Source organism: Paenibacillus spongiae, from assembly GCF_024734895.1.
GTDB lineage: Bacteria > Bacillota > Bacilli > Paenibacillales > Paenibacillaceae > Paenibacillus_Z > Paenibacillus_Z spongiae.
The window spans coordinates 5,694,166-5,716,610 of record NZ_CP091430.1 but is presented as its reverse complement, the minus strand read 5'-3'; the positions used below and the strand labels follow the sequence as shown (position 1 = coordinate 5,716,610).

The 22,445-nt window shown below is 49.6% G+C and carries 16 protein-coding genes; 15 read left to right on the top strand and 1 reads right to left on the bottom strand.

The genetic code is table 11. From position 1 onward, the window contains the following. Nucleotides 1-41: 41 nt before the first annotated feature. The 12 genes from L1F29_RS25850 (at nucleotide 42) to L1F29_RS25795 (ending at nucleotide 17,827) form a co-directional block, all read left to right on the top strand. The gene (locus L1F29_RS25850; protein WP_258384906.1) at nucleotides 42-2,126 is read left to right on the top strand and encodes a DUF5054 domain-containing protein; all 2,085 of its coding nucleotides are present in this window, start codon (nucleotides 42-44) and stop codon (nucleotides 2,124-2,126) included. A gap of 189 nt (nucleotides 2,127-2,315) precedes the next feature. After that, the gene (locus L1F29_RS25845; RefSeq protein ID WP_258384905.1) at nucleotides 2,316-3,863 is read left to right on the top strand and encodes a response regulator; all 1,548 of its coding nucleotides are present in this window, start codon (nucleotides 2,316-2,318) and stop codon (nucleotides 3,861-3,863) included. After that, nucleotides 3,860-5,572, top strand: coding sequence for a sensor histidine kinase (locus L1F29_RS25840; protein ID WP_258384904.1), 1,713 nt, complete (start codon nucleotides 3,860-3,862; stop codon nucleotides 5,570-5,572). Before L1F29_RS25845 ends, L1F29_RS25840 begins: the two co-directional genes overlap by 4 nt. Nucleotides 5,573-5,691: 119 nt before the next feature. Further along, nucleotides 5,692-6,663 (top strand): ABC transporter permease, encoded by a 972-nt coding sequence (locus L1F29_RS25835; protein ID WP_258384903.1) that lies wholly within the window; start codon nucleotides 5,692-5,694, stop codon nucleotides 6,661-6,663. Further along, a complete protein-coding gene (locus L1F29_RS25830; protein WP_258384902.1) occupies nucleotides 6,657-7,529 on the top strand; it encodes a carbohydrate ABC transporter permease in 873 nt (290 codons plus the stop codon). Before L1F29_RS25835 ends, L1F29_RS25830 begins: the two co-directional genes overlap by 7 nt. A gap of 58 nt (nucleotides 7,530-7,587) precedes the next feature. Beyond that, nucleotides 7,588-9,216 (top strand): extracellular solute-binding protein, encoded by a 1,629-nt coding sequence (locus L1F29_RS25825; RefSeq protein WP_258384901.1) that lies wholly within the window; start codon nucleotides 7,588-7,590, stop codon nucleotides 9,214-9,216. Between the two features lie 110 nt (nucleotides 9,217-9,326). Continuing rightward, nucleotides 9,327-11,249 carry an alpha-galactosidase gene (locus tag L1F29_RS25820; RefSeq protein ID WP_258384900.1) on the top strand — a complete coding sequence of 641 codons (1,923 nt, stop codon included), beginning with the start codon at nucleotides 9,327-9,329 and terminating at the stop codon, nucleotides 11,247-11,249. A gap of 57 nt (nucleotides 11,250-11,306) precedes the next feature. Next, entirely contained in the window at nucleotides 11,307-12,542 is a 1,236-nt protein-coding gene (locus L1F29_RS25815) for a hypothetical protein (RefSeq protein WP_258384899.1), read from the top strand. Next, on the top strand, nucleotides 12,539-12,820 hold the full coding sequence (locus tag L1F29_RS25810; RefSeq protein WP_258384898.1) for a hypothetical protein: 282 nt from the start codon (nucleotides 12,539-12,541) through the stop codon (nucleotides 12,818-12,820). The genes L1F29_RS25815 and L1F29_RS25810 overlap by 4 nt, the downstream gene beginning before the upstream one ends. Further along, a complete protein-coding gene (locus L1F29_RS25805) occupies nucleotides 12,817-13,728 on the top strand; it encodes a hypothetical protein (protein ID WP_258384897.1) in 912 nt (303 codons plus the stop codon). Before L1F29_RS25810 ends, L1F29_RS25805 begins: the two co-directional genes overlap by 4 nt. A gap of 225 nt (nucleotides 13,729-13,953) precedes the next feature. Next, nucleotides 13,954-15,858, top strand: a complete 1,905-nt coding sequence (locus tag L1F29_RS25800; RefSeq protein WP_258384896.1) for a beta-N-acetylhexosaminidase — start codon at nucleotides 13,954-13,956, stop codon at nucleotides 15,856-15,858. A gap of 328 nt (nucleotides 15,859-16,186) precedes the next feature. Then, complete coding sequence (locus tag L1F29_RS25795) at nucleotides 16,187-17,827, top strand: ThuA domain-containing protein (RefSeq protein WP_258384895.1); 1,641 nt, start codon at nucleotides 16,187-16,189, stop codon at nucleotides 17,825-17,827. A gap of 111 nt (nucleotides 17,828-17,938) precedes the next feature. Here the strand turns inward: L1F29_RS25795 and L1F29_RS25790 are convergent, their stop codons facing one another. Beyond that, nucleotides 17,939-18,775 (bottom strand): AraC family transcriptional regulator, encoded by an 837-nt coding sequence (locus L1F29_RS25790; RefSeq protein WP_258384894.1) that lies wholly within the window; start codon nucleotides 18,773-18,775, stop codon nucleotides 17,939-17,941. Nucleotides 18,776-19,010: 235 nt separating this feature from the next. On the opposite strand from L1F29_RS25790, the gene L1F29_RS25785 reads away from it, so the two are divergent. From L1F29_RS25785 to L1F29_RS25775, 3 genes are all read left to right on the top strand, one after another. After that, entirely contained in the window at nucleotides 19,011-20,342 is a 1,332-nt protein-coding gene (locus L1F29_RS25785) for an ABC transporter substrate-binding protein (protein WP_258384893.1), read from the top strand. Nucleotides 20,343-20,466: 124 nt separating this feature from the next. Continuing rightward, nucleotides 20,467-21,234: a hypothetical protein gene (locus L1F29_RS25780; RefSeq protein ID WP_258384892.1), complete on the top strand. Its 768-nt coding sequence runs from the start codon at nucleotides 20,467-20,469 to the stop codon at nucleotides 21,232-21,234. 48 nt (nucleotides 21,235-21,282) lie between these two features. Next, nucleotides 21,283-22,401: an ABC transporter ATP-binding protein gene (locus L1F29_RS25775; RefSeq protein WP_309252342.1), complete on the top strand. Its 1,119-nt coding sequence runs from the start codon at nucleotides 21,283-21,285 to the stop codon at nucleotides 22,399-22,401. The last annotated feature ends 44 nt before the right edge of the window (nucleotides 22,402-22,445 follow it).

The following is a 22,445-nucleotide window of genomic DNA, read 5'->3' as shown; positions in this document are numbered from 1 at the left end:
ATAGAAGCGCGAGCAAATAAGACAATTGGAGGCAAGGTTTCATGACCGATATCAAAAGGGTTCATGTCATATTTAAGACGCATTTGGATATGGGCTTTACCGATTTGGCCAAGCATGTAATCGACCGGTATATGAAGCAATTTATACCGCAGGCGCTGGAGCTGTCCGAAAGGCTGGCTGAGGAAGATGGGAAGGCGAATTTCGTATGGACGACCGGTTCGTGGCTGATACACGAATATTTGCGTACGGCATCCCCGGATTCGCGCAGCCGCATGGAGGAAGCGATACGGCAGGGCCGGATCGCGTGGCATGGACTGCCGTTTACGACGCATTCGGAATTGATGGATGCCCGATTGTTCGAATTCGGCCTGTCCCTTTCCAGGAATCTTGACCGGCAATTCGGCAAAAAGACGATCGCGGCAAAGATGACGGACGTTCCGGGGCATACGATCGGCATCGTGCCGATTTTGGCGAGAAACGGCATTCAATATTTGCATTTGGGGGTTAATCCGGCATCCACGAAACCGAATGTGCCTGAAGTGTTCGTATGGCGCGCCGCCGACGGCTCGGAAATCATCGTGAATTATGCCGCGGATTACGGGAAGCCATTGAAAATCGAAGGGTTAGAGGATGCGCTGTATTTTGCCCATACGGGCGACAACCATGGGCCTTCCGGCATCGAGGCCGTACGAGACCTGTTTGATCGATTGCAGCTTGACTATCCGGGTGCGGAAATTGTCGCTTCCAGCCTCGATGCGTTTGCGGCGAAGCTGTTCGCGCTTAAAGACCGTCTTCCGGTGATCCGCGAGGAAATCGGCGATTCCTGGATTCACGGCGTCGGTTCCGATCCGTGGATGGTGGCGCGGTATCGGGAACTGCTGCGGTTGAGAGACGAATGGACATCATCCGGCGCGCTCCATCCGGACAGCGAGCAATATAAGCTGTTTTGCAACAGATTAATGCTCATTCCGGAGCATACGTGGGGGCTCGACGAGAAAGTATATTTGGGCGATTATAGCGCCTACGCTTCAGGTGATTTCGCGGCTGCCAGAGAAAATGATAGGGTTAATGACGCGATTATAAATAAATTTTCCTATCTGCAGCGCATAGCTAAACCGGATCGCACGTTCCTTTTCTTCGAAAGCTCATGGAAAGAACAACGCGGGTATATCGATCAAGCATTGTCCGCATTGCCTCAGGAGCTGGCGAGCGAAGCGTTGGCAGCTTTTGAACGGATGGTTCCGGATGACGCGATCGATACGGCGCAAGAAGCGGTTCAGCTTGATTGGAATACAAGGTATGAATTAGGATGGTTTCAAGCGAGTTTTAGCCCGGACGGCTCGATTCAGCAATTGGTTGATTCGAATGGAAAAGTGTGGGCGAACGCATCTCACAGGTTAGGAGTCTACCGGTATGAGACGTTCGGCAAAGAAAATTACGACCGGTTCTTCAATGAATATGTAACGGATCTGAGGCTTCATCACGGTTGGGCGGATGCCGACTTCGGCAAACCGGGAATGGAATATGCGATGCCGCGGCCGGAGCAGGCACGGTATTCTGTGACGGGAAGGACGCTGCAGCTGGAGAAGCGGAAGGAGCGCGATGTCGTTCGAATTGAACTGACCGTAGATTCAGAGGCTGTCGAGCGTTATGGAGCCCCCCGGAAGCTGATCATCATGTATGCTTTTCACAAGCGGGAACCGCTAATCGATGTTGAGCTTCATTGGACCGGCAAATCCGCTTGCCGTTTGCCGGAAGCAAGCTGGATCTCGTTTATGCCGCTCGTGGATAACCCGAATATGTGGCGAATGGATAAGCTGGGGGAGCTTATTTCGCCGCTTACCGTCGTTAAAGACGGGAACCGCAGCATGCATGCCGTAAACTCCGGGCTTTACTACGAAGGCGCTGACGGAAGCTGCGCGATCCGAACCTTGGATGCGCCTCTCGTTTGTCCGGGAGAAGGACGGCTGCTTCAGTTCGATAACACGTTTGCTTCGCTGGACGGCGGGTTCCATTTCAATCTGCACAATAACGTTTGGGGCACGAATTTCCGAATGTGGTTCGAAGACGATATGAAGTATCGCTTCCAATTGACATTGCGGTCGTTCGATAGGCAGCAGGGCTGACCGGGCAAAGAGACCCGGACGCCCGGCTTCCAAGCAATATTGAAACCTAGCAAAAATCCGAAATAGCGTCCATGAACGCCGTTTCGGATTTTTTTATTTTTGCCAACTGTTAAAATCGGCGATTGTAGAAATAGCTCCGCTATGATACATTCTGATATTATTCGCATTTTTAAGAAAGGAAGGTTGAGCATGTATAAGATGTTAGTCGTCGACGATGACCGATCCGAAAGGGAAGGAGTCAAATTTTTGACCGGACAATTTGACTGGGAACTTGAGATAGCCGAAGCGGATTCCGGCGAAGCGGCGCTGGAATACATCCGCAACCACGACAATATCGATATTTTGCTTACGGACATACGAATGAGAGAGCTTGACGGGCTGCAGCTCGCGCAACAAGTCAAAGAGCTGCTGCCGCATATCAAAATCATTTTTATGAGCGCTTACGGCGAGTTCGAATACGCTCAGAAAGCGATCGATTTGAACGTAACGCATTACATACTGAAGCCGGTGGAAATCGGCGAATTCATGCGCGTTGTTTCGAATGTCATCCGGCTGTGCGACGAAGAACAGAAAGAGAAATTGAAGAATGAAAGAATCCAAGAGATCTATTGGAAAGGAATCCGCTACGAGAAGCAGCAATTTTTATATGATCTCATTCACGGCAGGGGGATGATTGCGGAAGAGGATAACGAATCCCCGGACACGGCCATCCACTTCAGCGGGTACCGTTATTTGAGAATGGCGATGATTCATACCGGAAGCCGGTTTTTCGATAGAATCGATATCGATGTCGAGCCGGTGTTGGAGGGAATGGCTTGCGTGAAGGCCGATTTCGTAAATTTGAATGAGATGCAGAGCGTTCTATTGTACGAAGGCAGACCTGAAGAAACCAAAGAGGATCTTATTCGGACGGGTTCGTTTCTGGTCGGGTTGTTCAAAGAAAAGCATCGTACGGACGTAAGCATTGTGATCAGCGGATTGATCGAGAGCCTCAAGCAAATAGGCAGTGAGTACAACCTGATGGAAACGATGTTAGCGAATCAGTTTTTTATGGAAAAAGGGGCGGTGCTGTACACGGGAGAGGTCAAATCGGGAGACCGGGACGTTTATTCGCACACTCGCCGTATTTTACTCGATATGACGGAGTGGTTAAAGGAAATCGAGGTGGATAACGATAAAATCGTCCTTCTGATCGAGCTGCTCGAAGGCGGGAAAACAGTCTCGGAAAACTATGTGAAATATGTTTGCACGGAAGTATTGAAGTCGATCGATCGTCCGACCCAACAAAATGTAAACGAATTCATGATGGGTCTGGAAAGGATCCATAATGCTTCTTCACTCATGGAGCTCATGCAGGTTATGCGGTCGATCGCCCAGGATCTGATAGCGAGCGTTGAAAGACCCCGTGAATTGCTTCGCAGCGTGATCGAGGAAGTCGTACTGATTCTCGACCGGGAGTACAGCAGTGAAATTACGTTGGAGAGCATTGCGAAGCAGGTCTATTTGAGTCCGGGTTATTTGAGCCGATTGTTCAAGAAGTATAAGGGCAAAAGCATCGTCAAATATATGACGTCGATCCGGCTGGAAAAGGCGGGCGAGCTTCTCCTGGCGTCGAACAAGAAAATCACGGATATCGGCAAGGAAGTCGGGTATCCCAACTTTGCCTATTTCTCCGCCTTATTCAAAAATAATTACGGGAAAACGCCGTCCCAGTACAGGGAAGAACATGGCCTATGAAAAGATGGATGAACTGGACCTTCATACGTTTTAAATTGAAACAAAAGCTGTATATGTCGTATCTGATCGTGACCATCATTCCGATTATGGTGCTCGGCATTTATTCATACACGCAATCGAGACAATTGCTCAATGAACAAGCGAAGCAAAGCATCGAGAGAAACATTAGTACAGCGGAGAGCAGTATTGCCTATAAGATGGAATTGTACAATAATTTGATCCACTTGATTGTCGCCAATGGTTTGATACAAGACATAGTATCGGTTCAAAGCGGCGAAGCGGTCGAATTATCGACATTGGCCAATCAATTAAGAGAGTATTTGGATCCCTACTTCAATATGATGCTCACGTCCTATCACGGGATCGATAAGTTGACCATATATACCGAAAGCCCGCTTCCGGAATACGGCGATTATTTGCGGTCGGCCAATCGGGTATCCGATCAAAGCTGGTACAGGGATGCTCTGAGAAAATTCGGCATCCGCTGGTATTTTGACGAATCGCAGCAGGCAGCCTATGCGGTAAGCAAATTTCCGGAAACGTTCTTATCAGGCCATCATGTGTTGTATGTTCACGTGAATGTCGAAAGTATATTCATGGATGCGATGAAGCTGCTGAGCGATTACGGCCTCGTCATATCGGACTCGAACGGCGCTGCGGCGGTGACCAATGCACGCGCAGCCAGTTGGTTTTCCGAAGCTCCTGCAGAGGTTCGGGAAGAAGGCGTGACCACGATTAACGGAATCGAGTTTATGGTAATCAACAAGAAAATTCCGAAAACGGACTGGACGATCCACTGCTATGTGCCGATCGACCAGGTATCCGGAAACGCTGCCCCTATCTTGTATGCCACCTTTATCGTTATCGGTATTTGCATCGCGATTCTGCTGATTATCATTTCGCTATTCGCCAACGGGATGCTGAGGCGCATCTACCGGCTGAATCATTGGATGAAACGCGTGGAGAACGGCGGGCTTGAACTGAAGATTCAAAATTCCTCCAAAGACGAAATCGGCGAGCTGACCGACCGTTTCGGCAACATGCTGTTTCGTATTCGAGAACTGATTCAGGAGGTGCGGCAGAAAGAACTGCATAGGCTGCAAGCGCAGATGAATCCTCATTTTTTATATAACACGCTCTCGTCCATCAACTGGAAGGCGCTGCAAACCAAATCCTATGAAATAAGCCGGATCGTAACTTCGTTGTCCAAGTACTATCGCACGGCACTCAACAAAGGGGACCATTTTATATCGGTTACTAATGAACTGGAAAATGTGAAATCGTATTTGGACATTATGCTCATCACCGATAATTATGGCTTCGATGTTATGTACGATATCGACAACGACGTCAATCGGTACGATACGATTAATATGATTTTGCAACCGCTGGTGGAGAATGCGATCAAGCATGGCGTTCACCGGAAGACGGACGGCAGAGGGATGATCACTATTTCGGCTTGCCTTGTGGAAGGCTGCTTGCAATTTGCCATTACGGATAATGGGCCGGGAATGAAAGAAGAACTTGTCCAGAATGTCATGAAACTTCGCTCTGCCGGGTATGGCCTTAGGAATGTGCAAGAACGAATCGAACTGTTCTTCGGTCATGGTTACGGCATAACCGTCCGAGGTCATCGTGAGGGAGAGGAAGGAACAACGATGTTGATTACCGTACCGCTAACGGTAAAGGATGAAAGCAGATCGATCTGATTTGACAAAAAAACGATAAGAAAATCAAATAAGTGATAATGATGCCTTATGACCCCCATGCTATACTTTCCATATGAAATGAATGCGCATTCATGGATTATAGGAAGGAGACGAAAGGGATGAGCAAAACGACAGTGCTGGCCCGGCGGCCCGGATGGAACGGCCAACCGAAAACCGGGGACGCCAAATCCAAACGTCATGCGTTCAAAAAATACAGGGTACTGTTAATCATGATGATTCCTTCCGTATTGTACGTCATCATTTTCAACTATGTACCGATTTACGGGCTATTGATTGCGTTTGAAGATTTTCAAATTACGAAAGGCTTCTTCGGCAGTCCATGGGTCGGATTGGCCCATTTTGAAAAAGCGTTTCGAGATCCGGGTTTCTATCTGGTGCTAAAAAATACGGTATTGATTAGCGTATACCGCATGGTGTTCGGGTTTCCCATTCCCATCATTTTCGCGCTGCTGCTGAGTGAAGTGAAAAACGTCAAATTCAAGAAGACGGTCCAGACGGCTTCCTACCTGCCTCATTTCATTTCATGGATCATCCTGGGCGGGATTTTCATGAGCATCTTTTCACTTGAGGGGCCGGTTAACGCGATCCTTGGAATGTTCGGGGTCGATCCCAAATTATTCATGGCCGATACCAGTTATTTTCGTTCGATTCTAGTCTTCACGTCGATTCTGGCGGGATTCGGCTGGAGCTCGATCATTTATTTTGCCGCAATCACGGGCATTGATCCGCATTTGCATGAGGCTGCGGTCGTTGACGGCGCAGGCCGGATCAAGCGAATGATCTACATTACGATTCCGCTGCTCATGCCGGTCATCAGCATCATGCTCGTCTTGTCCATGTCTGGCATTCTCGATGCCGGATTCGATCAGATTTTCAACATGTACAACCCGCAAGTATATGATGTTGCCGATATTATCGACACTTATGTTTACCGAAAAGGCTTGGTCGAAATGGATTACGGTTATGCGACGGCGGTAGGCTTGTTTAAATCGGTCATCGGTCTCATCTTGATGCTGACGGCGAATGGACTTGCCAGAAGGATCGGAGGCGGTGATTATACATTATGGTAAAGACAGGGAGCAAAATCGCAGACATCTTTCTGTATGCAATCATGACGGTCGTACTGGTCATAACCTTGTATCCGTTTTGGACGCAAGTGGTCATATCGCTAGATGGCGGGGATGCCGCCAACAGTTCATTCATGCTGTTTCCGGAAAAGATCACGTTTGACAGCTACAAGCTCGCATTTGACTTCGATGCCTTATGGGTCGGCTATAAAAATACCATTATAAGGACATGCCTCGGCGTGCTGCTTAGCATATTGGCAACCGCGATCACCGCTTATCCGTTGTCGAAAAAAGATTTACCGTTAAATAAATGGATTACGCGCTTCATGTTGATCCAATTTATCATCGGAGGCGGATTGATTCCAAACTATTTGTTAATCAAGTATCTCGGGATGTACAACACCATATGGGCGCTTGTCATCCCCGGTATGATCAGTACGTTCAACGTCTTGATTATGCGCAACTTTTTCCGTTCGCTGCCGGATAGCCTGGAAGAATCGGCGATGGTGGACGGCGCGGGATATTTGAAAATTTTCTTCCGAATTATTCTTCCGTTATCCATGCCCATTATTGCCACGGAAGCGTTGTGGGTAGGAGTCGGACATTGGAATGCCTGGTTCGACGCGTTGATTTATACGAACGATGCGGATAAAGAGATGCTGCAGCTGGTGCTTAGACGAATCATTATCCAGAACAACCCGACTCAGTTCAGCGAAGTGTTAACGAAATTGCAAGAGAAGAGTCCCTATTCCGGAAGGCAGCTGCAGGCCACCGTCATCATGCTTTCGATCCTTCCGATGCTTATTGTCTATCCTTTTTTGCAGAAATATTTTGTTCAGGGAATCATGGTGGGCGCTGTTAAAGGTTGAGCATGAACGTGAAGCAATGAATAGAACCATACAATGTGAAAGGAAGAGGGATACAACGATGAATAGAAAAAAATATGGGTTATCCGCATTCATCCTCTGCATGCTGCTTGTTCTGCTGCTCAGCGGATGCGGCGGGAATTCAAATTCGGAAGCACCGAAGAATCAGGAAAACGCCCAGTCGAACGACGGGGGAGATTCGGATGGCGCAGCAGAGAAGATGAAGCTGAATTTTTGGACCTATTATCCGGAACAAACCAAAACAGACGGTTATTTCATGAACTTCCTCAAATCCAAATTCGATTTTGAGGCTGAATTCTATGTCGCATCCTCCGATACGGCGAAGGAAAAGCTGAATCTGGCCATCGCTTCCGGCGATATTCCCGATTGGTGGAAAAGTCTTAGCTTCCAGGAATACGATAAGCTGATCAAACAAGATGTCGTTGCCGAGATCAAATTGGAGGATCTGGAACAGTACGCACCCAAGTACATGGCATTTTTGAAAAAGATATTGGGAGACGATCCTTTCAAATATTTGCGCAGGGACGGTAAAATTTACGGATTGCCGGGGATTTGGGACTTGGCTCCGCATGGGAATGTTGTAGGCTTCCGCGAGGATTGGCTGAAAAAAGTCGGGATAACGAAGACGCCGGAGACGCTTGAAGAGATGGAAGAAGCGTTGAAGAGATTCCGCAATGACGATCCGGACGGAAATAACAAACAGGACACTTACGGCATTACGGGAACGGCCGGGGGAATCGGAGATTTATTCAGCTTTGTGTTCGGCGCGTATGGCGTTTATCCGGGTGCGTTTACGGAAGACAACGGCAAGATCGTGCGTGGCGACATATTGCCTGGGGCGAAAGAAGCCTTGACCGTATTAAACCGTTGGTATAGCGAAGGTTTGATCGATCCGGAATTTATCGTACACAAAGCGAACAACGTACAGGATAAATTGGTTCAGGAAAAAGCCGGAGCTGTCGGAACCTATTGGTTTGGGCTTGCTCAGGATGGCGTATTCTGCTGCAACGATATCTATGCGACCCTGCACAAGAAGAATCCGGAAGCCAGCTTTGCCATGATTCCGGGGCCTACAGGACCGGACGGAAACTTTGGCATGCTGCAGGGTAATGCGCTGTTTGGAGTCGACATTATGTTCGGCAAGCAATTGGAGAACGACCGCGATAAAATGATCAAATATCTTCAGGTATTCGAATTCACTTCCTTCGAAGTCGAATCCAAGATCGCGCAAACCTTTGGCGAAGAAGGAAAGACGTTCAAGAAGACGGCGGATGGCGAGTTCGAATATATCAAGCCGTACGATGATCAGAAGGAACGGTGGAAATACGGCTTTGACGGCGCTTATTCCGTTCCGGGGGGATGGAATGACGATTACAGCGAAGAGTTGGCGTCTTTTGCTACAAAGGATAAATCCATGCTTCCGCTGCGAAGCCAGCTGATGGAATTGGGCACGGGAAAATATGATATTCTTGGACCGATCGACAGGCCAATCTACAATGATTACAAGGAAAGACTGGATAAGATGACGATGCAAACGTTCATCGATATGATCACGGGCAAGAAACCGGTCAGCGAGTTTGACAGCTTCGTGGCGGAGTGGAACAAAATAGGCGGCGACAAGGTCATGGCAGAAGCGCAGCAAGCGTATGATCAGTTAAAACAGCAATAGAGCCACGGAAGCAGCATAAGTTGATAGGCTGGCGGCCTTCAAGCGAAGGCCGCATACATACCCTTGCTTTGACGGTTTACATTTTCATAAGCTGAGAGGAGAAGCAGATCATGGGCATATCCATACAAAACAATAAAATAGTTATTCAGAATGATTATATCTATCGGGAAATCGATATTTCGGAAGGCTTGGCGACGACTGAATATAATATTCGTCCTAATGGCAAGCAGAGGGGAGAATACTGGTACCCGGTTTTTTCATTCGAGTCGAACCTGCCTTATGAAGCTGCCATGACCATCGACGGCAAGACATATGAGGCCGGACCATGGAAGCATCGGTTGAATTGGGACAGGGAAGGGGCCTTTTACGTTGCAAACGCCGAGGTGAGCAAGGGCAGCTTCGGAGAGATTCTTCGCCTGACATGTGCGGGGCGCCACGAGGGAATACCGCCGGTCGAACTTGTCATCGAATATGAAATTGCCGACGAACTGCCTTTGTTAACGAAAAGTGTAAGCGTGCACAATGTTTCGTCTTCCCCTCTTACCGTAGATAATGTCACCGTTGACATCGTTCGATTGTTCGAAGGGAAGATCGAGCTGTCGGTATTCAGCGACTATTATTGGAATATCCAGAAGGAAGACGACTATTACGTTCCATTCTCCCGGTTCGAATTTCCGAAGCCGATCGGCATGGAGCTTATGCCGGGGCAGCATTTTGAAACCTTCAAGTGCTACGAGGCGGTTACGTCCGGCAACAAAGACGAGGCTTCGATTATTTTGCACCGGCTTTACAAGAAAATTGCGCCATGGATTACATCGCCGCAAATCAAACAAATCGTGGCCACATGCCGTTCATACGAAGAGCTCCTTGCATTCGCCGATAAAGCAGCCGAGGACGGCGTCGAATCGGTCGAGTTATTCGTAGGTCAGCTGTTTACGAATACGGGCGACTACATCCCGCGTCCGGATCTATTCCCGAATGGGGAAGAAGATTTGAAGAAGCTGGTCGATTACTATCACAGTAAAAACTTAACGGTTCTTCCTTATTGCTCAACGACGATCGCCTGGCATTCTTCCGCGATTTGCAAGCAGCATCCGGAGTGGCAGTATTTAGGCCCCGACGGAATCCGTTATTCCCCGGAAGGCCTGGGCAATATGTGCTACCAGTCGCCATGGGGCGATTATATCAGAGCGAAGCTGCTCCATCTCTTAGATCATATTGGGTTTGACGGCCTTGCCATTGACGGTCCTTATCATGGGCTTCCGTGCCAAGAGGCCGATCACAGTCACGCTAATCCGCAAAGCGTGGAGTTCATGAATTGGATGTGGGAAAAGCGCTTTTTCAAGGAAATAACGGACAGAAACAAGATGATTACCGCGCCGCAAGAAATGCAAGCCATGTTTCTGGGGTTGAGCCAGCGTCCCGGCGGTTACCGCGAGGAAGATCAGAATGTCATGGGCGGCATGCGTCTTGTTACGCAATCGCGTGCATTTGTTTACGACTCGAGGTATAAAGATCCGGCTTGCGCGACATGGACGTCCGCTAACCTGGAAACGTACCATGGTCACAGCATCGAGCCGTCCGAGGAAAACACGGCTACCTACGACCATGCGCTCGGCGGCATGTTCGGATACGGGCATAGCGGTGTATTATACGGAAAAAAGGCTTATATCGGGAATAAGACGAATACAATTTTTCAGAAATGGATTTCGTTCTATAAGAAGTATCGGGCGACGCTGGCTGGCGAAATGGTGCATCTCGCGCGTCCGAATGGTTTCGAACCGGATGCGGTGATGCATGTATCGACGGAAGCGGAAATTCCCGCCGTCCTGGTCGTGTTTAATCCGGTCAATGAAGAAAAAATGATTACGCTGGAGCTGCCGCTAAAATATGCAGGGTTTGCAGGCAGAGAAGAAGCCCTCGTCGAAACAATCGGCGCGGTGAAACTGGACTCGCGCGGTCATGGCGTCGTAACGCTGACGCTTCAACCCCATGAAATCGCTACGATGGAAATCGTCAAAAGGATGGACTGAACAGGCAGCTTGGAAGTGAATAAATGAAATGCTGCCGGTGTTAAGGAGATGAGAGAGATGTTGAGCATTTCTGCAGGAAAGTTGAGCATTCAATTGGATCATCAAGGCAGGGTAACCGGCCTGACCGATACGGCTTCCGGTATTCGATATGAATCTGCCAACCATACTATGCCGCTGCTTCGGGTTGTCGTTGACGGCCGTATCGAGATGCCGGAGCAGGCCGATTATGAAGCGGCATCCGGCATAATAACATTGAAGTTTCCTGAGTGCAGGGCGACGGTGGCGATTTTGGCCGAAGAAAAAGGGCTTTACGCGACATTCGAAGTACAATCCATTGATGGCGATGTCGATGCCGTCATCTGGGGGCCTTACGTTACGACGGTTGCCGGGTCGATCGGAGAGTCGGTCGGCGTCGTGCATAACGGATCATTCGCCCTCGGCCTGCAGGCGTTGAATATAAAAACCGTCGGGGGATGGCCTCTTGAGCTCGATAGGTTGGACTATGTTCAGCAAACGTATTCGAACAGCGGGATGCCGGACCCTGACAGCACGCAGCCTTCGGACAACAAATTCGAATATGATGCTTGCGCGGCGTGGCCGACAAGCGAAGGAAGCATGCTGCAAGCGTATGCCCGGAATCGGGCAGATGCAGCCCGGCGCCCCGCATGGAATTTGCCGGATGTCGATATCGCGCCGATCGCGGGCGGCGACGCTCGAATCGCCGGGACCAAGATCGCCTTGTTCGGCTGCGCGGTCGACCGGGTTCTCCAAACGATCGAAGCGATCGAGATCGGGGAAGGGCTGCCGCATCCGATGATCGAAGGCGAGTGGGGCAAAACGTCGCCGGCGGCGAATCAATCGTATGTCATCACCGATTTCTCCGAAGCGACGATGGCGGATGCGGTGCGGTATACGAAGATGGCCGGCTTGAACTATGTGTACCATCCCGATCCGTTCTCGCAATGGGGACATTTCACGTTGAAGCCGGGCAGCTTCCCTAATGGCGACGCTGGATTGAAAGCTTGCGCGGAGCTGGCCGAACGCGAAGGCGTGAAGGTCGGCGTTCATACGCTCTCTAACTTTACGACGCTGAACGATCCCTATGTGACGCCGGTGCCGGACGAACGGCTGCAGTTCTCAGGATCGGCGCGGGCCGTCGGCAGCGTCGGAGCGGAGGACCGGGAGATCGAGGTAAGCGACCCGCAGCCGTTCGGGGCCGGATTGTTCCGGCGTTCGGCGAAAATCGGCAGCGAGCTGATCGAATACGACGCCGTGACCGAGAGCGCGCCTTGAAGCTGCTGGACGTACGGCGCGGCGTGAATGGCACGGCTGCCGCCAAGCATGAGGCCGGCGCGGAAATCGGCCGGCTGTGGGATCACCCCTATGACGTCTTCTTTCCGAATATCGACCTGCAGGATGAATACAGCAGGCGGATCGCGGAACTGTTCCGAACGACGGGCTTGAAGCAGATTTCATTCGACGGCTTAGAGGGCTTATACGCCACCGGACATGACGGTTACGGCGTCAACCGGTTCGTCAAGATGTGCTACGATGGCTGGGGGATCATGTGATCAACGATGCGAGCATCGTCGTTCCAAACTATCTGTGGCACATATTCACGCGATTCAACTGGGGTGAGCCGTGGGGAGCGGCAACCCGCGAAGGCCAGCTCGAATGGAGGCTGAGCAACCAGCGGTATTTCGCCCGAAACTTTATCCCGCCGATGCTGGGATGGTTTCTCGTCCGGTCCGCTTCCGAACGGTTCGAGGCGACGGCGCCGGACGAAATCGAATGGGTGCTGTCGAAAGCGGCCGGATTCGGGGCGGGCTTCGCATTGGTAGCCGATACGGCGGTGCTGCGGCGAAACGGCAATATCGAGCCGTTGTTGGCGTCGGTGCGCGAATGGGAGAAGGCACGGCGGGCAGGAGCGTTTACGGCCGAGCAGCGCAAGCGGCTGCGCGAGCCGAAGGGAGACTGGCACTTGGAACCGGCCGGCGAAGGCCGTTGGAAGCTGTACCCGGTTCACATCTCGAAGCCGCTTGTCTGCCATCCTGCCGAGCTGCAGCCGGGCCAGCCAGGGGGCGCCGACTGGGTTTATTTCAACTCGTATGCCGAGCAACCGTTGAAATTCACCCTGCGCGTGGTCCCTTCGTACGGGAATGAGGACGCTTCGGTGAAACGGCCGACTTTATACACCAACGGGGTTTACATGACATTCGATACGGAACTGAAGCCGAATCAATATCTCGTGTGCGAAGGCGGTCGGACCGGCAGCATCTACGATCAAAACTGGAATATGCTGCAGACGGTGCAGGCATCGGCGGATGCGCCGATCCTTCGAAGCGGGGGGCAGCCCGTGTCGTTCAGCTGCAAATTCGAGGGGGATCCGAAGCCGTCTGTCAGCGTGAAAATATCGGCGTGGGGCGATCCGGAGACGGTGGAAGCGATGACGGGCAATCTGGAGGACAGCGTTCAATGAGTCATAGATATGCCCGAGCCAAGGAAGCGTCATAACAATTTCCTCGATGTGACATGCTGATTTGGGCTCCAGTCTGTGGCAGCATGTCGTGGCAGGCATGAGACGTGTGCTGACTATACATCTCCAAGACAAGCGGATTGTCATTGCGGCGACCGGTGTGTTACCCTCTCCTTGCCAGACAACATGAATATCGCTGAATAAATAAACGTTTAAGGAGCAAATAAGATGAAACTATTTTTTCATGGGGATGTCGCCGAGGTGGTTGCGGGTATAAGTGAGTTGGCTGCGATCTTGCGCATTGAGTTGTGCGAGTCAGGAATACCCGTAGAAGTTGTTAATAGAAAAGGTCCGCTTAAGATCTCTCTGGAGAATGGTCAGGGACGTATTGAGTTTGCCGAAAGCATTCATTTTTTTCGTGCGCTTGGGTTGTTTGTCGAGTACTCCCGTAGACAAGACCGGTTTCAGTTTAAAGAACAGCCTCGGTTCGATTTTAACGGGCCGATGCTTGATGTTTCGCGAAATGCCGTGCTGAAACGAAGTACGATCAAACAAATGATGCGCTATATGGCGCTCATGGGCCTGAACGGTCTGATGCTGTATACGGAGGATACTTACGAAGTGCCGGACAAACCGTATTTTGGCTATATGAGGGGACGCTATACCGACGGGGAACTCAAGGAGCTGGACGACTATGCGGCGCTGTTCGGCATCGAAATGGTTCCATGCATCCAAACGCTAGCGCATCTGGCTCAAGCGTTGAAGTGGTCGTTTGCCGCGAAAATAAGGGATAGCGGCGATACGCTCCTGGTTGGAGAACCGCAAACGTACGCCTTTATCGAAGAAATGATCGTAGCCGCATCGGCCCCGTTCCGTACCAAGCGGATTCACATCGGGATGGATGAAGCGTATGGCCTCGGACTGGGGCGTTATTTGACGCTTCATGGTTATCGAGAGCGTTTTGACGTTATGAACGAACATTTGGCCAGGGTGCTCGACATTACCCGAAAGCATGGTTTGAAGCCGATGATCTGGAGCGATATGCCATTCCATTTCCTCTCAAACGATCCGAACGCGTTTCATTACCCGTTGAACGTTGATTTTTCACCGGATAAGCTGGCTCAAATTCCGAATGATGTACAGTTCGTTTATTGGGATTACGGGCAGCGGGATCAGCTCGTTTATGAGCGACTGATAGAGAAGCATAAGGAGTTCGGTTCAGTGCCGGTGTTTGCGGGCGGCATTCATATCTGGGGCAGCATGAGCCCGAACAACGGAAAAACGTGGATGATCACCCATCCCGCTTTGCTCGCCTGCAAAGCTCAAGGCGTCCGGGAAGTGCTGGCCACCGCTTGGGGTGACAACGGGCAGGAAACGAACCATTTGGCCATGCTGCCGGGATTGCAGCTTTTTGCCGAGCACGGATACACGGACGAGGTCAATGACGGGAAGCTGAGGAGCCGGTTTGCCGCTTGCACGGGACTAGATCTATTCGACGAGCTCATCGCTTTGAAATACATGGATGAGACGCCCGGCGTGAGCGAAGGCAATCATTACATGGCCAATCCATCAAAGTATCTGCTATGGCAGGACGTGCTGATCGGCTTGTTTGACAAGCATGTGGAAGGAACGCCGGAGAATGAACTGCCTGACCATTACGAGAAGCTGCAAGAGAAATGGCGTGCCTGCAAGGTAAAGGCGGGATCACCGTTTGATGCCCTATTCGAGTTTTACGAGAAACTGAGTGGGGTGCTGGCTGTCAAATCGACGTTAGGTCTTGTTTTGACCCGATTGTATCGGGATGATCGCAAAGAGGAGCTCAAGGATGCCGCCCAGTCATGTTTACCGGATTTGTATCGGCGGATGGACGAGCTTCGGATTGCTCACCGGCGCATTTGGATGCTTACGAACAAACCCTTCGGTTGGGAAGTGCTGGATATTCGCTATGGGGGCATGCTTGCGAGAATTTCGACGGCAATCGATCGGCTTCTCGATTACGCGGAAGGACGCGAGGAGAGCCTTGAAGAGCTGGAAGCGGAACGTCTGTTATTCGAAGCTGAACTGCCGGAAACCCCGATTACGATTAGTGCGCCTGGCTATCTGCGTATCGCAAGCGCTTCACCGTTGTCTTAACGCGTTCATACCTATAGTGATGGCAGAATCTTGGGGAGAATCTGCGGCATCAAAGTAATCAATTATATATGGGTAGACGGGCGCCCTTCAAAAGAACTATACTGGAGAATTTTTTTGATTTCTTATTGACGAACAAATAGCATTAAAGTATGTTTTAATCGAGGCTGATTTTCCAATATGGTTCTTTTTTTGAGTGAAATGTACACGCGTTCAGTATAGGGCTAGCCTCACCGAAAGACGTCTTACTCGACGAAACAAGCGGGAGAGCTCTGCATTACCGAGTCGACAAACCCAAATTATACGAATTCATTTCTGGGAGGTTGTTAACATGAAAAAAATATTGTATGTGTACGGAGGTCCTGAATTTCACCCGACGAGAGCGGCTGGGGAACTGCTAAGCAATTTGATAGGTTCTAAGGAAGGCTATTGTCTCGAGACCACTTCCGACCTCGATATGCTGGCTCGCCTGTCCGAAGGGAAATACGCCGCCGTTGTCGTTTACACGACCGGGTTTGCTGACGAGCTGACGCCGGAGCGCGAGCGTGGGCTGCTTGATTTCATCGAGAGCGGCGGCGGATTTGTCGGCGTTCATTCCGCAGCGGACAGCTTCAGAGGCAGTCGCCGGTATATTGATATGCTGGGCTGCGAGTTTTTGACGCATCCTGACCATCACAGCTTTAAGGTAGAAATCGTGAACACCGATCATCCCATAACGACAAGGATGGAGACGTTTACGATCGCGGACGAAATGTATCATCTGCAAAGCTACGATCCATCCAAAGTGACGGTGCTTGCGGAAACGAACTGGCAGGGCAGGAAGCTGCCACTCGCGTATACCAAATCATACGGTCAAGGCCGGGTCGCCTATTTGGCGAATGGCCATGATTTAAGAGCCTGGATCCATCCGGAGTTTCAGAAAATGCTGCTGCGCGCAATCAGTTGGAGCGCCGGGGAAGAGAAACGGTCCGGAAAGATCCGCTGCGGTTTGCTCGGGTTCGGACCGACATGTAATATGGGTGCCGGGCATGCGAGCTGGATCGGTCAAACCGAAGGCATGGAAGTGGTTGCGGTTTGCGACGCTTCGCCTGACAGATTAGCGGCAGCCAAGGAGCAGCTTCCCGGTATGAAGGGGTATTTTACCAATCTTGATGATATGCTGGCTATGGATGAAGTGGATCTTGTCGTCAACATTTTGCCGCATTATCTGCATGCACCGCTGGCAATGAAATGTCTTGAAGCCGGTAAGCATGTCATCATGGAAAAGCCGTTTTGCTTAACGGTTGCCGAAGGAAAAGATTTGATTCAGAAGGCGCGGGAGCAAGGGGTCATGCTGTCCGTCTTTCATTGCCGGCGCTGGGATGACGACTATATGACGATCCGCGAGCTGCTGAACAAAAGATTAATCGGCGACGTGTTCCACATCGACTACTCGTCCGTAGGCTACCATCAGCCGGGCTTCGAGTGGCGCTCCGACAAAGCCGTCAGCGGCGGTTTGATGTACGATTGGGGCGCGCATATCATTGACTGGATTCTGAATTTGATCCCATCCGAAATGACTCAGCTGATGGGGGATTTCCAGAAAAGAGTGTGGCATGCGGTAACGAACGAAGATCACGGCAAAATCAATATCAAGTTCAAAAACGGAGTGACGGTCGATATCATGATGTCATCGATCGCAGCGGTCAACCGGCCGAAATGGCAAATTCTCGGCACCCAAGGCAGCATCGAGATGAATGCGCAGGACGAGATTTATTTGACCAGCATGGTGAACGGCGTTCGCCAGCACAGCAAGATTGAACGGATGTTCGGAGCGGATTGGAAAAAATATTATTGGAATGTCGCCGACCATTTGCTGATGGACGAGGAACTGATCGTAAAACCCGAACAAGCGCTGCGTGTCATCAGCATCTTGGAAGCCGCCTCGCAGAGCTCGGAGTTAGGCAGAAGCGTTACCCCTGAGGTGCTATAGAACATATAACAAAAATGACCGGGACCTGCGGTAGGTCCGGTCATTTTCTCATGACTTAGGGCTTTCTCAGACCTTCGAGATACCCGCATATCATATCTGAGCGCCGTCCGTCTAGTGCCTCTCCCTGTATTGGGTCGGTGTCATCCCTTCAAGAGCCAGAAACTTTTTGTTGAAATAGTTCGCATTGATATAACCCGACTCGATCGCGATACGTTTGATCGACCAATCCTTGTTCTCGATCAGCAATTGCTTCGCCAATTGCAATCTGCATAAGGTAACGAATTCCAGCGGACTAAGCTGGGTCAATTTGCGAAACAGTCTGCAGAAGTAATATTGGCTAATCTCCGCTTTCTCTGCCCATTCATCAAGTATAAAAGGAAGATGCGCTTGTTGCTGAATTTGCGGAAGCAGCTTGAGCAGCCTGTCCGCTACCTCTGTTCCTTTACTTGTTGTTAACGGGATTGCATTGCTTACAAACTCCGCAATAATTCCATAGGTTAAATAAGACAATCGGCTGTAATGAAGAGCTTCATGTTTCTCAGTTTCCGTGAGCAGAACATGATAGAGCTGTTCAAATGAGCTCATATCTTTTAGCGTCCATAAAGACGAGCGGTGAAAACCCCGATCAATCAGAAATTGCGTTAACTCAGGCCCTCCGTAAAAATGCACCCACCTCAATTCCCACGGATCATCCTTGCTGCTGTAGTACAATTGGCGCTGGTTCGGGAAATAAAGATAACAATCTCCTTTGACCAGCGCGTACTGACGGTCGTCAACATCCACGTATCCTTTCCCGTCAACAACGACATGAATGCTAAATGTATTCCACGTGCCCTTGTCGCGTCCCACAAAATGATCCGGCCACTGACTATACCATCCTACGGATTCAGGCAAGCAAAAGAATGGGTGCTCAGAGAGAACCGGAGCAAATGCATGTCTAAGCAACATCGGCGACACTCCTTAATGGGCAATATCGTTCTATAATAAACAAGATAATACAATTTATCTTTAGTTACTCTTCGAATATACTGACAATATAATTCTAAACCACTTCGAAAAGGAGGCAAATGATCATTAGTTCGATAAGGATAACGTTGTTTTTGACAGCGTTATCATTTCTGCATGATATCACGTTTTGAGCATGTTGTCTTGTGAATGACCAATTTAAACCAGGGGTGTTCCTATGAAAAAGACATTTTCCATTCTTCTGATCATGATGTTCTTAATCCTTACTGCTTGTTCCAGTACAGATGACTCAAAACAACCGTCCAGCAATACAAACGATAAAGAGCAAACAGACGACAAGGATGCCGCAACAGAAAAAGGAAATAAACCGGCCGAAGAAACGAAACCGGTTACACTTACCGTTATGCCAATTTCGGTAGGAATTAGCGAAGAAGATTTCAAGCTTCTGTTCACAGACCCCGTCAAAGCGAAGTATCCGAACATTACCGTAGAATTGTTCAAAGGTCCGGAAGGAGCGGGACTGGAAGAGCTGATCGCAGCGAAAAATACGCCGGACATGATGTTGATCTGGAACGGCGCCATGCCATCTGTGAAGCGATATGAAATGTTCCAGGACATTACTCCGTATATTGAGGTAGAAGGCGTGGATATTAATCGTTTCGAACCGGTCGTGCTGGAAACGATTCGAAACGTGTCGGATAACGGCGAGTTATACGGACTGCCTTTTGCGATGCAATTGAATGCGCTTTATTATAACAAAGAGATTTTCGATAAATTTGGCGTTTCTTATCCGACAGACGGAATGACGTGGGAGCAAGTAACGGATCTTGCCAAAAAAGTTACGGGAAAAATTGACGGTACGCAATTTAGCGGTCTAAGTCCGGAGCATCTGGAGCGGTTATCTTTCCCTCTCAGCATCGTTACGATTGATGCGAAGACGAATAAAGCCAGCATCAATAACGATCTGTGGAAGCAAGCATTCCAAACGGCGTACAATATTTACAAAATTCCGGGCAATGAGAAAGATAAGGCATGGGCATTCTTGGACAAGACAGGCGCGATGGTTGCGGCTATGAACATATTCCCTAATCTAATGCAAATGTCTGCGGAAGGGTTTACGAACTGGGATGTTGTCCAATATCCAAGCTTTCCGGGGCATGAGAATACATACGGCATGGTTGACGCGCACATTCTGACGATCAACAGCACGTCCGAACACCCGGAAGAAGCGATGAAAGCGATCAGCGTCGTCACATCCGATGAAGTTCAGAAGCTCAGCGCATCGAAGACCATGCGCGTAACGGCTCTGACAAGTCCGGAAGTTCAAAATGCTTTTGGCGCCGACAACCCTCATATGAAAGGGAAAAATATCGCCGGCGTTTTCAAAAGCAAACCTGCCCCAGCGCCAGTATTTTCTCCATTCAACGGAGACGGCATGGGAATAGCAAATCAAAAATTCGATGAATATTTGGCTGGAAAAGATCTGAACACGGCGTTGCGAGAAGCAGAAGAGGAAATTAATAAGGTGCTCGCTGAGAAGCAGCAATAAGGAATAAGGGCTGTCCGGCCCCCCGGCAGCCCTTAAAGTCCAAACAATCACAAGAGACGTTCGCATTAAAAACCGGACTGCGGCAACGAATATGCAATCCAAAGCTGTGTCGGAGGTTATCATCATGTTGAAACAATTACTTGGCTTGCTATTCAGAAATCCGCTGTTGTTGATATACCCAATCGTATTGGATGGTCTTTCATTTATCACGGGACTAATGATCGTTGGTTTTATCGGCACACCGTCATTATCCTATCGTCTTATTCTTGAGATGGGGCTTCCATCGGTTAGTTATGTCAGCAATATTCCGCAATTCGTTAATCAGCTGCAGTTTATGGGAGGGACGGTTCCGGCAAGCGCATGGATTGCCGTGCTGTCCATGCTGCTTGCCACGGTCTTTACGCAAGGCGGATATATTGCCTCCCTGCGAAATGCTGTCGAAGGGCAGCCGATTTCATTGCGACAATTTATGAGAGACGGGAAAAGCCACTGGGTCCGCTTCATCTTCATGTTTCTGATTTTTACGGCAGCAAAAACGGCTTTGACGACACTTCTGGTTGCGTTATTTAACGCCATCGGTTTATTCCTTTCCCTCGTTATATTTGTGATTCTTCGGATTAGGTATATTTATGTGGAATATTGTATCGTTATCGATCGGTTGAATGTCGATGCAGCTTTTCGGCAAAGCCGTCGCTATGTTCAAGCTTCAAGCTTCAAGACGTTGGGTCTCGTAGCCGTATTGTTCATTGCGTCGGGTACGATTAGCTTATTGCTGCACTGGGTATGGAATCCAGTTGCCGTCATGGCTGCTATACCGCTATGCGCAGTCGTTATTGGTGCAATTCAACTGGCCTTCATGCAGCAGCTATGTCAAACCAAACAAACATTTTGATTATGGTGCTATATGGGTGTATACAAAAAAGCAAGGGAGGAACATTCATTGTCGAGAATTCATTTTCATCATGTTCATAAACGTTATGGAAAATTTAAAGAATATGCGGTGAAAGATTTCAACCTGGAAGTAGAAGACCGGGAATTTCTCGTCTTTGTTGGTTCTTCAGGCTGCGGGAAGTCGACAACCTTGCGGATGCTCGCAGGATTAGAGGATATTTCGGAAGGCGAGATTTATATCGGCGATACGATCGTGAACGATATGCCGCCCAAAGACCGCGACATTTCGATGGTTTTTCAGAACTATGCGCTGTACCCGAATATGTCTGTCTTCGAAAATATTGCTTTTGGCTTGCAGATGAGAAAGATTCCAAAGCATGAAATTGATCTATCTGTCAAACGTGCAGCACGCGTGCTGGAAATTGAGAATTACCTGGATCGCAAGCCTCGGGAGCTGTCCGGCGGTCAGCGCCAGCGGGTTGCGCTTGGCAGGGCAATCGTCCGCACGCCTCAGGCGTTTCTGATGGACGAGCCCCTCTCCAACCTGGATGCGAAGCTGCGCGTGCAGATGAGGTCGGAAATTATTAGTCTTCATAAAAAAATCGGCGTCACGACGATTTATGTTACGCATGATCAGATTGAGGCGATGACGATGGGAGATCGCATCGTCGTGATGGAGAAAGGGATCGTACAGCAAGTGGATACGCCCGAGAAAGTATATAATCAACCGGCAAATCTGTTCGTTGCGAATTTTATCGGCAATCCTCCGATGAACTTTGTTCATGGAAGATTGGAAGAGCACGGCGGTGGACTCGAATTCCATACGAACCGTTTCGCATTAAAGCTAACCGAGAAACAAGCTTATACATTAAGACGCCTGAATTTGGTCGATAAAGGGATCATATTGGGTATCCGTCCGGAAAATATCAGCTTTGAAGAGATCATGTTGGAAGCGTCCCCGCATTCCATCATTAACGGAACGATGGAATTGAGCGAATTTGTCGGCTCGGACCGCTATTATCATATGAATATTGGTATGGAGAAAAATCTGGTTGCCAGGGCGCACCCCCGTTATCACTTTGATGACGGAATGAAAGCTTCCGTGGCCGTGGATATGAACAAGGCGTTGTTTTTCCATAAAGATACAGGAATATTACTAACAGAGTAATGGAGGGGCGCGAATAATGAAGAGGGGAATTCGTACAGTTCAAC

Excerpts from the sequence above, each read along its gene's own strand:
- L1F29_RS25835 (WP_258384903.1), top strand. The coding sequence starts at position 5,692 with ATGAGCAAAACGACAGTGCTGGCCCGGCGGCCCGGATGGAACGGCCAA.
- L1F29_RS25850 (WP_258384906.1), top strand. The coding sequence starts at position 42 with ATGACCGATATCAAAAGGGTTCATGTCATATTTAAGACGCATTTGGAT.
- L1F29_RS25830 (WP_258384902.1), top strand. The coding sequence starts at position 6,657 with ATGGTAAAGACAGGGAGCAAAATCGCAGACATCTTTCTGTATGCAATC.
- L1F29_RS25820 (WP_258384900.1), top strand. The coding sequence starts at position 9,327 with ATGGGCATATCCATACAAAACAATAAAATAGTTATTCAGAATGATTAT.
- L1F29_RS25795 (WP_258384895.1), top strand. The coding sequence starts at position 16,187 with ATGAAAAAAATATTGTATGTGTACGGAGGTCCTGAATTTCACCCGACG.
- L1F29_RS25815 (WP_258384899.1), top strand. The coding sequence starts at position 11,307 with ATGTTGAGCATTTCTGCAGGAAAGTTGAGCATTCAATTGGATCATCAA.
- L1F29_RS25825 (WP_258384901.1), top strand. The coding sequence starts at position 7,588 with ATGAATAGAAAAAAATATGGGTTATCCGCATTCATCCTCTGCATGCTG.
- L1F29_RS25780 (WP_258384892.1), top strand. The coding sequence starts at position 20,467 with ATGTTGAAACAATTACTTGGCTTGCTATTCAGAAATCCGCTGTTGTTG.
- L1F29_RS25790 (WP_258384894.1), bottom strand. The coding sequence starts at position 18,775 with ATGTTGCTTAGACATGCATTTGCTCCGGTTCTCTCTGAGCACCCATTC.
- L1F29_RS25800 (WP_258384896.1), top strand. The coding sequence starts at position 13,954 with ATGAAACTATTTTTTCATGGGGATGTCGCCGAGGTGGTTGCGGGTATA.
- L1F29_RS25845 (WP_258384905.1), top strand. The coding sequence starts at position 2,316 with ATGTATAAGATGTTAGTCGTCGACGATGACCGATCCGAAAGGGAAGGA.
- L1F29_RS25785 (WP_258384893.1), top strand. The coding sequence starts at position 19,011 with ATGAAAAAGACATTTTCCATTCTTCTGATCATGATGTTCTTAATCCTT.
- L1F29_RS25840 (WP_258384904.1), top strand. The coding sequence starts at position 3,860 with ATGAAAAGATGGATGAACTGGACCTTCATACGTTTTAAATTGAAACAA.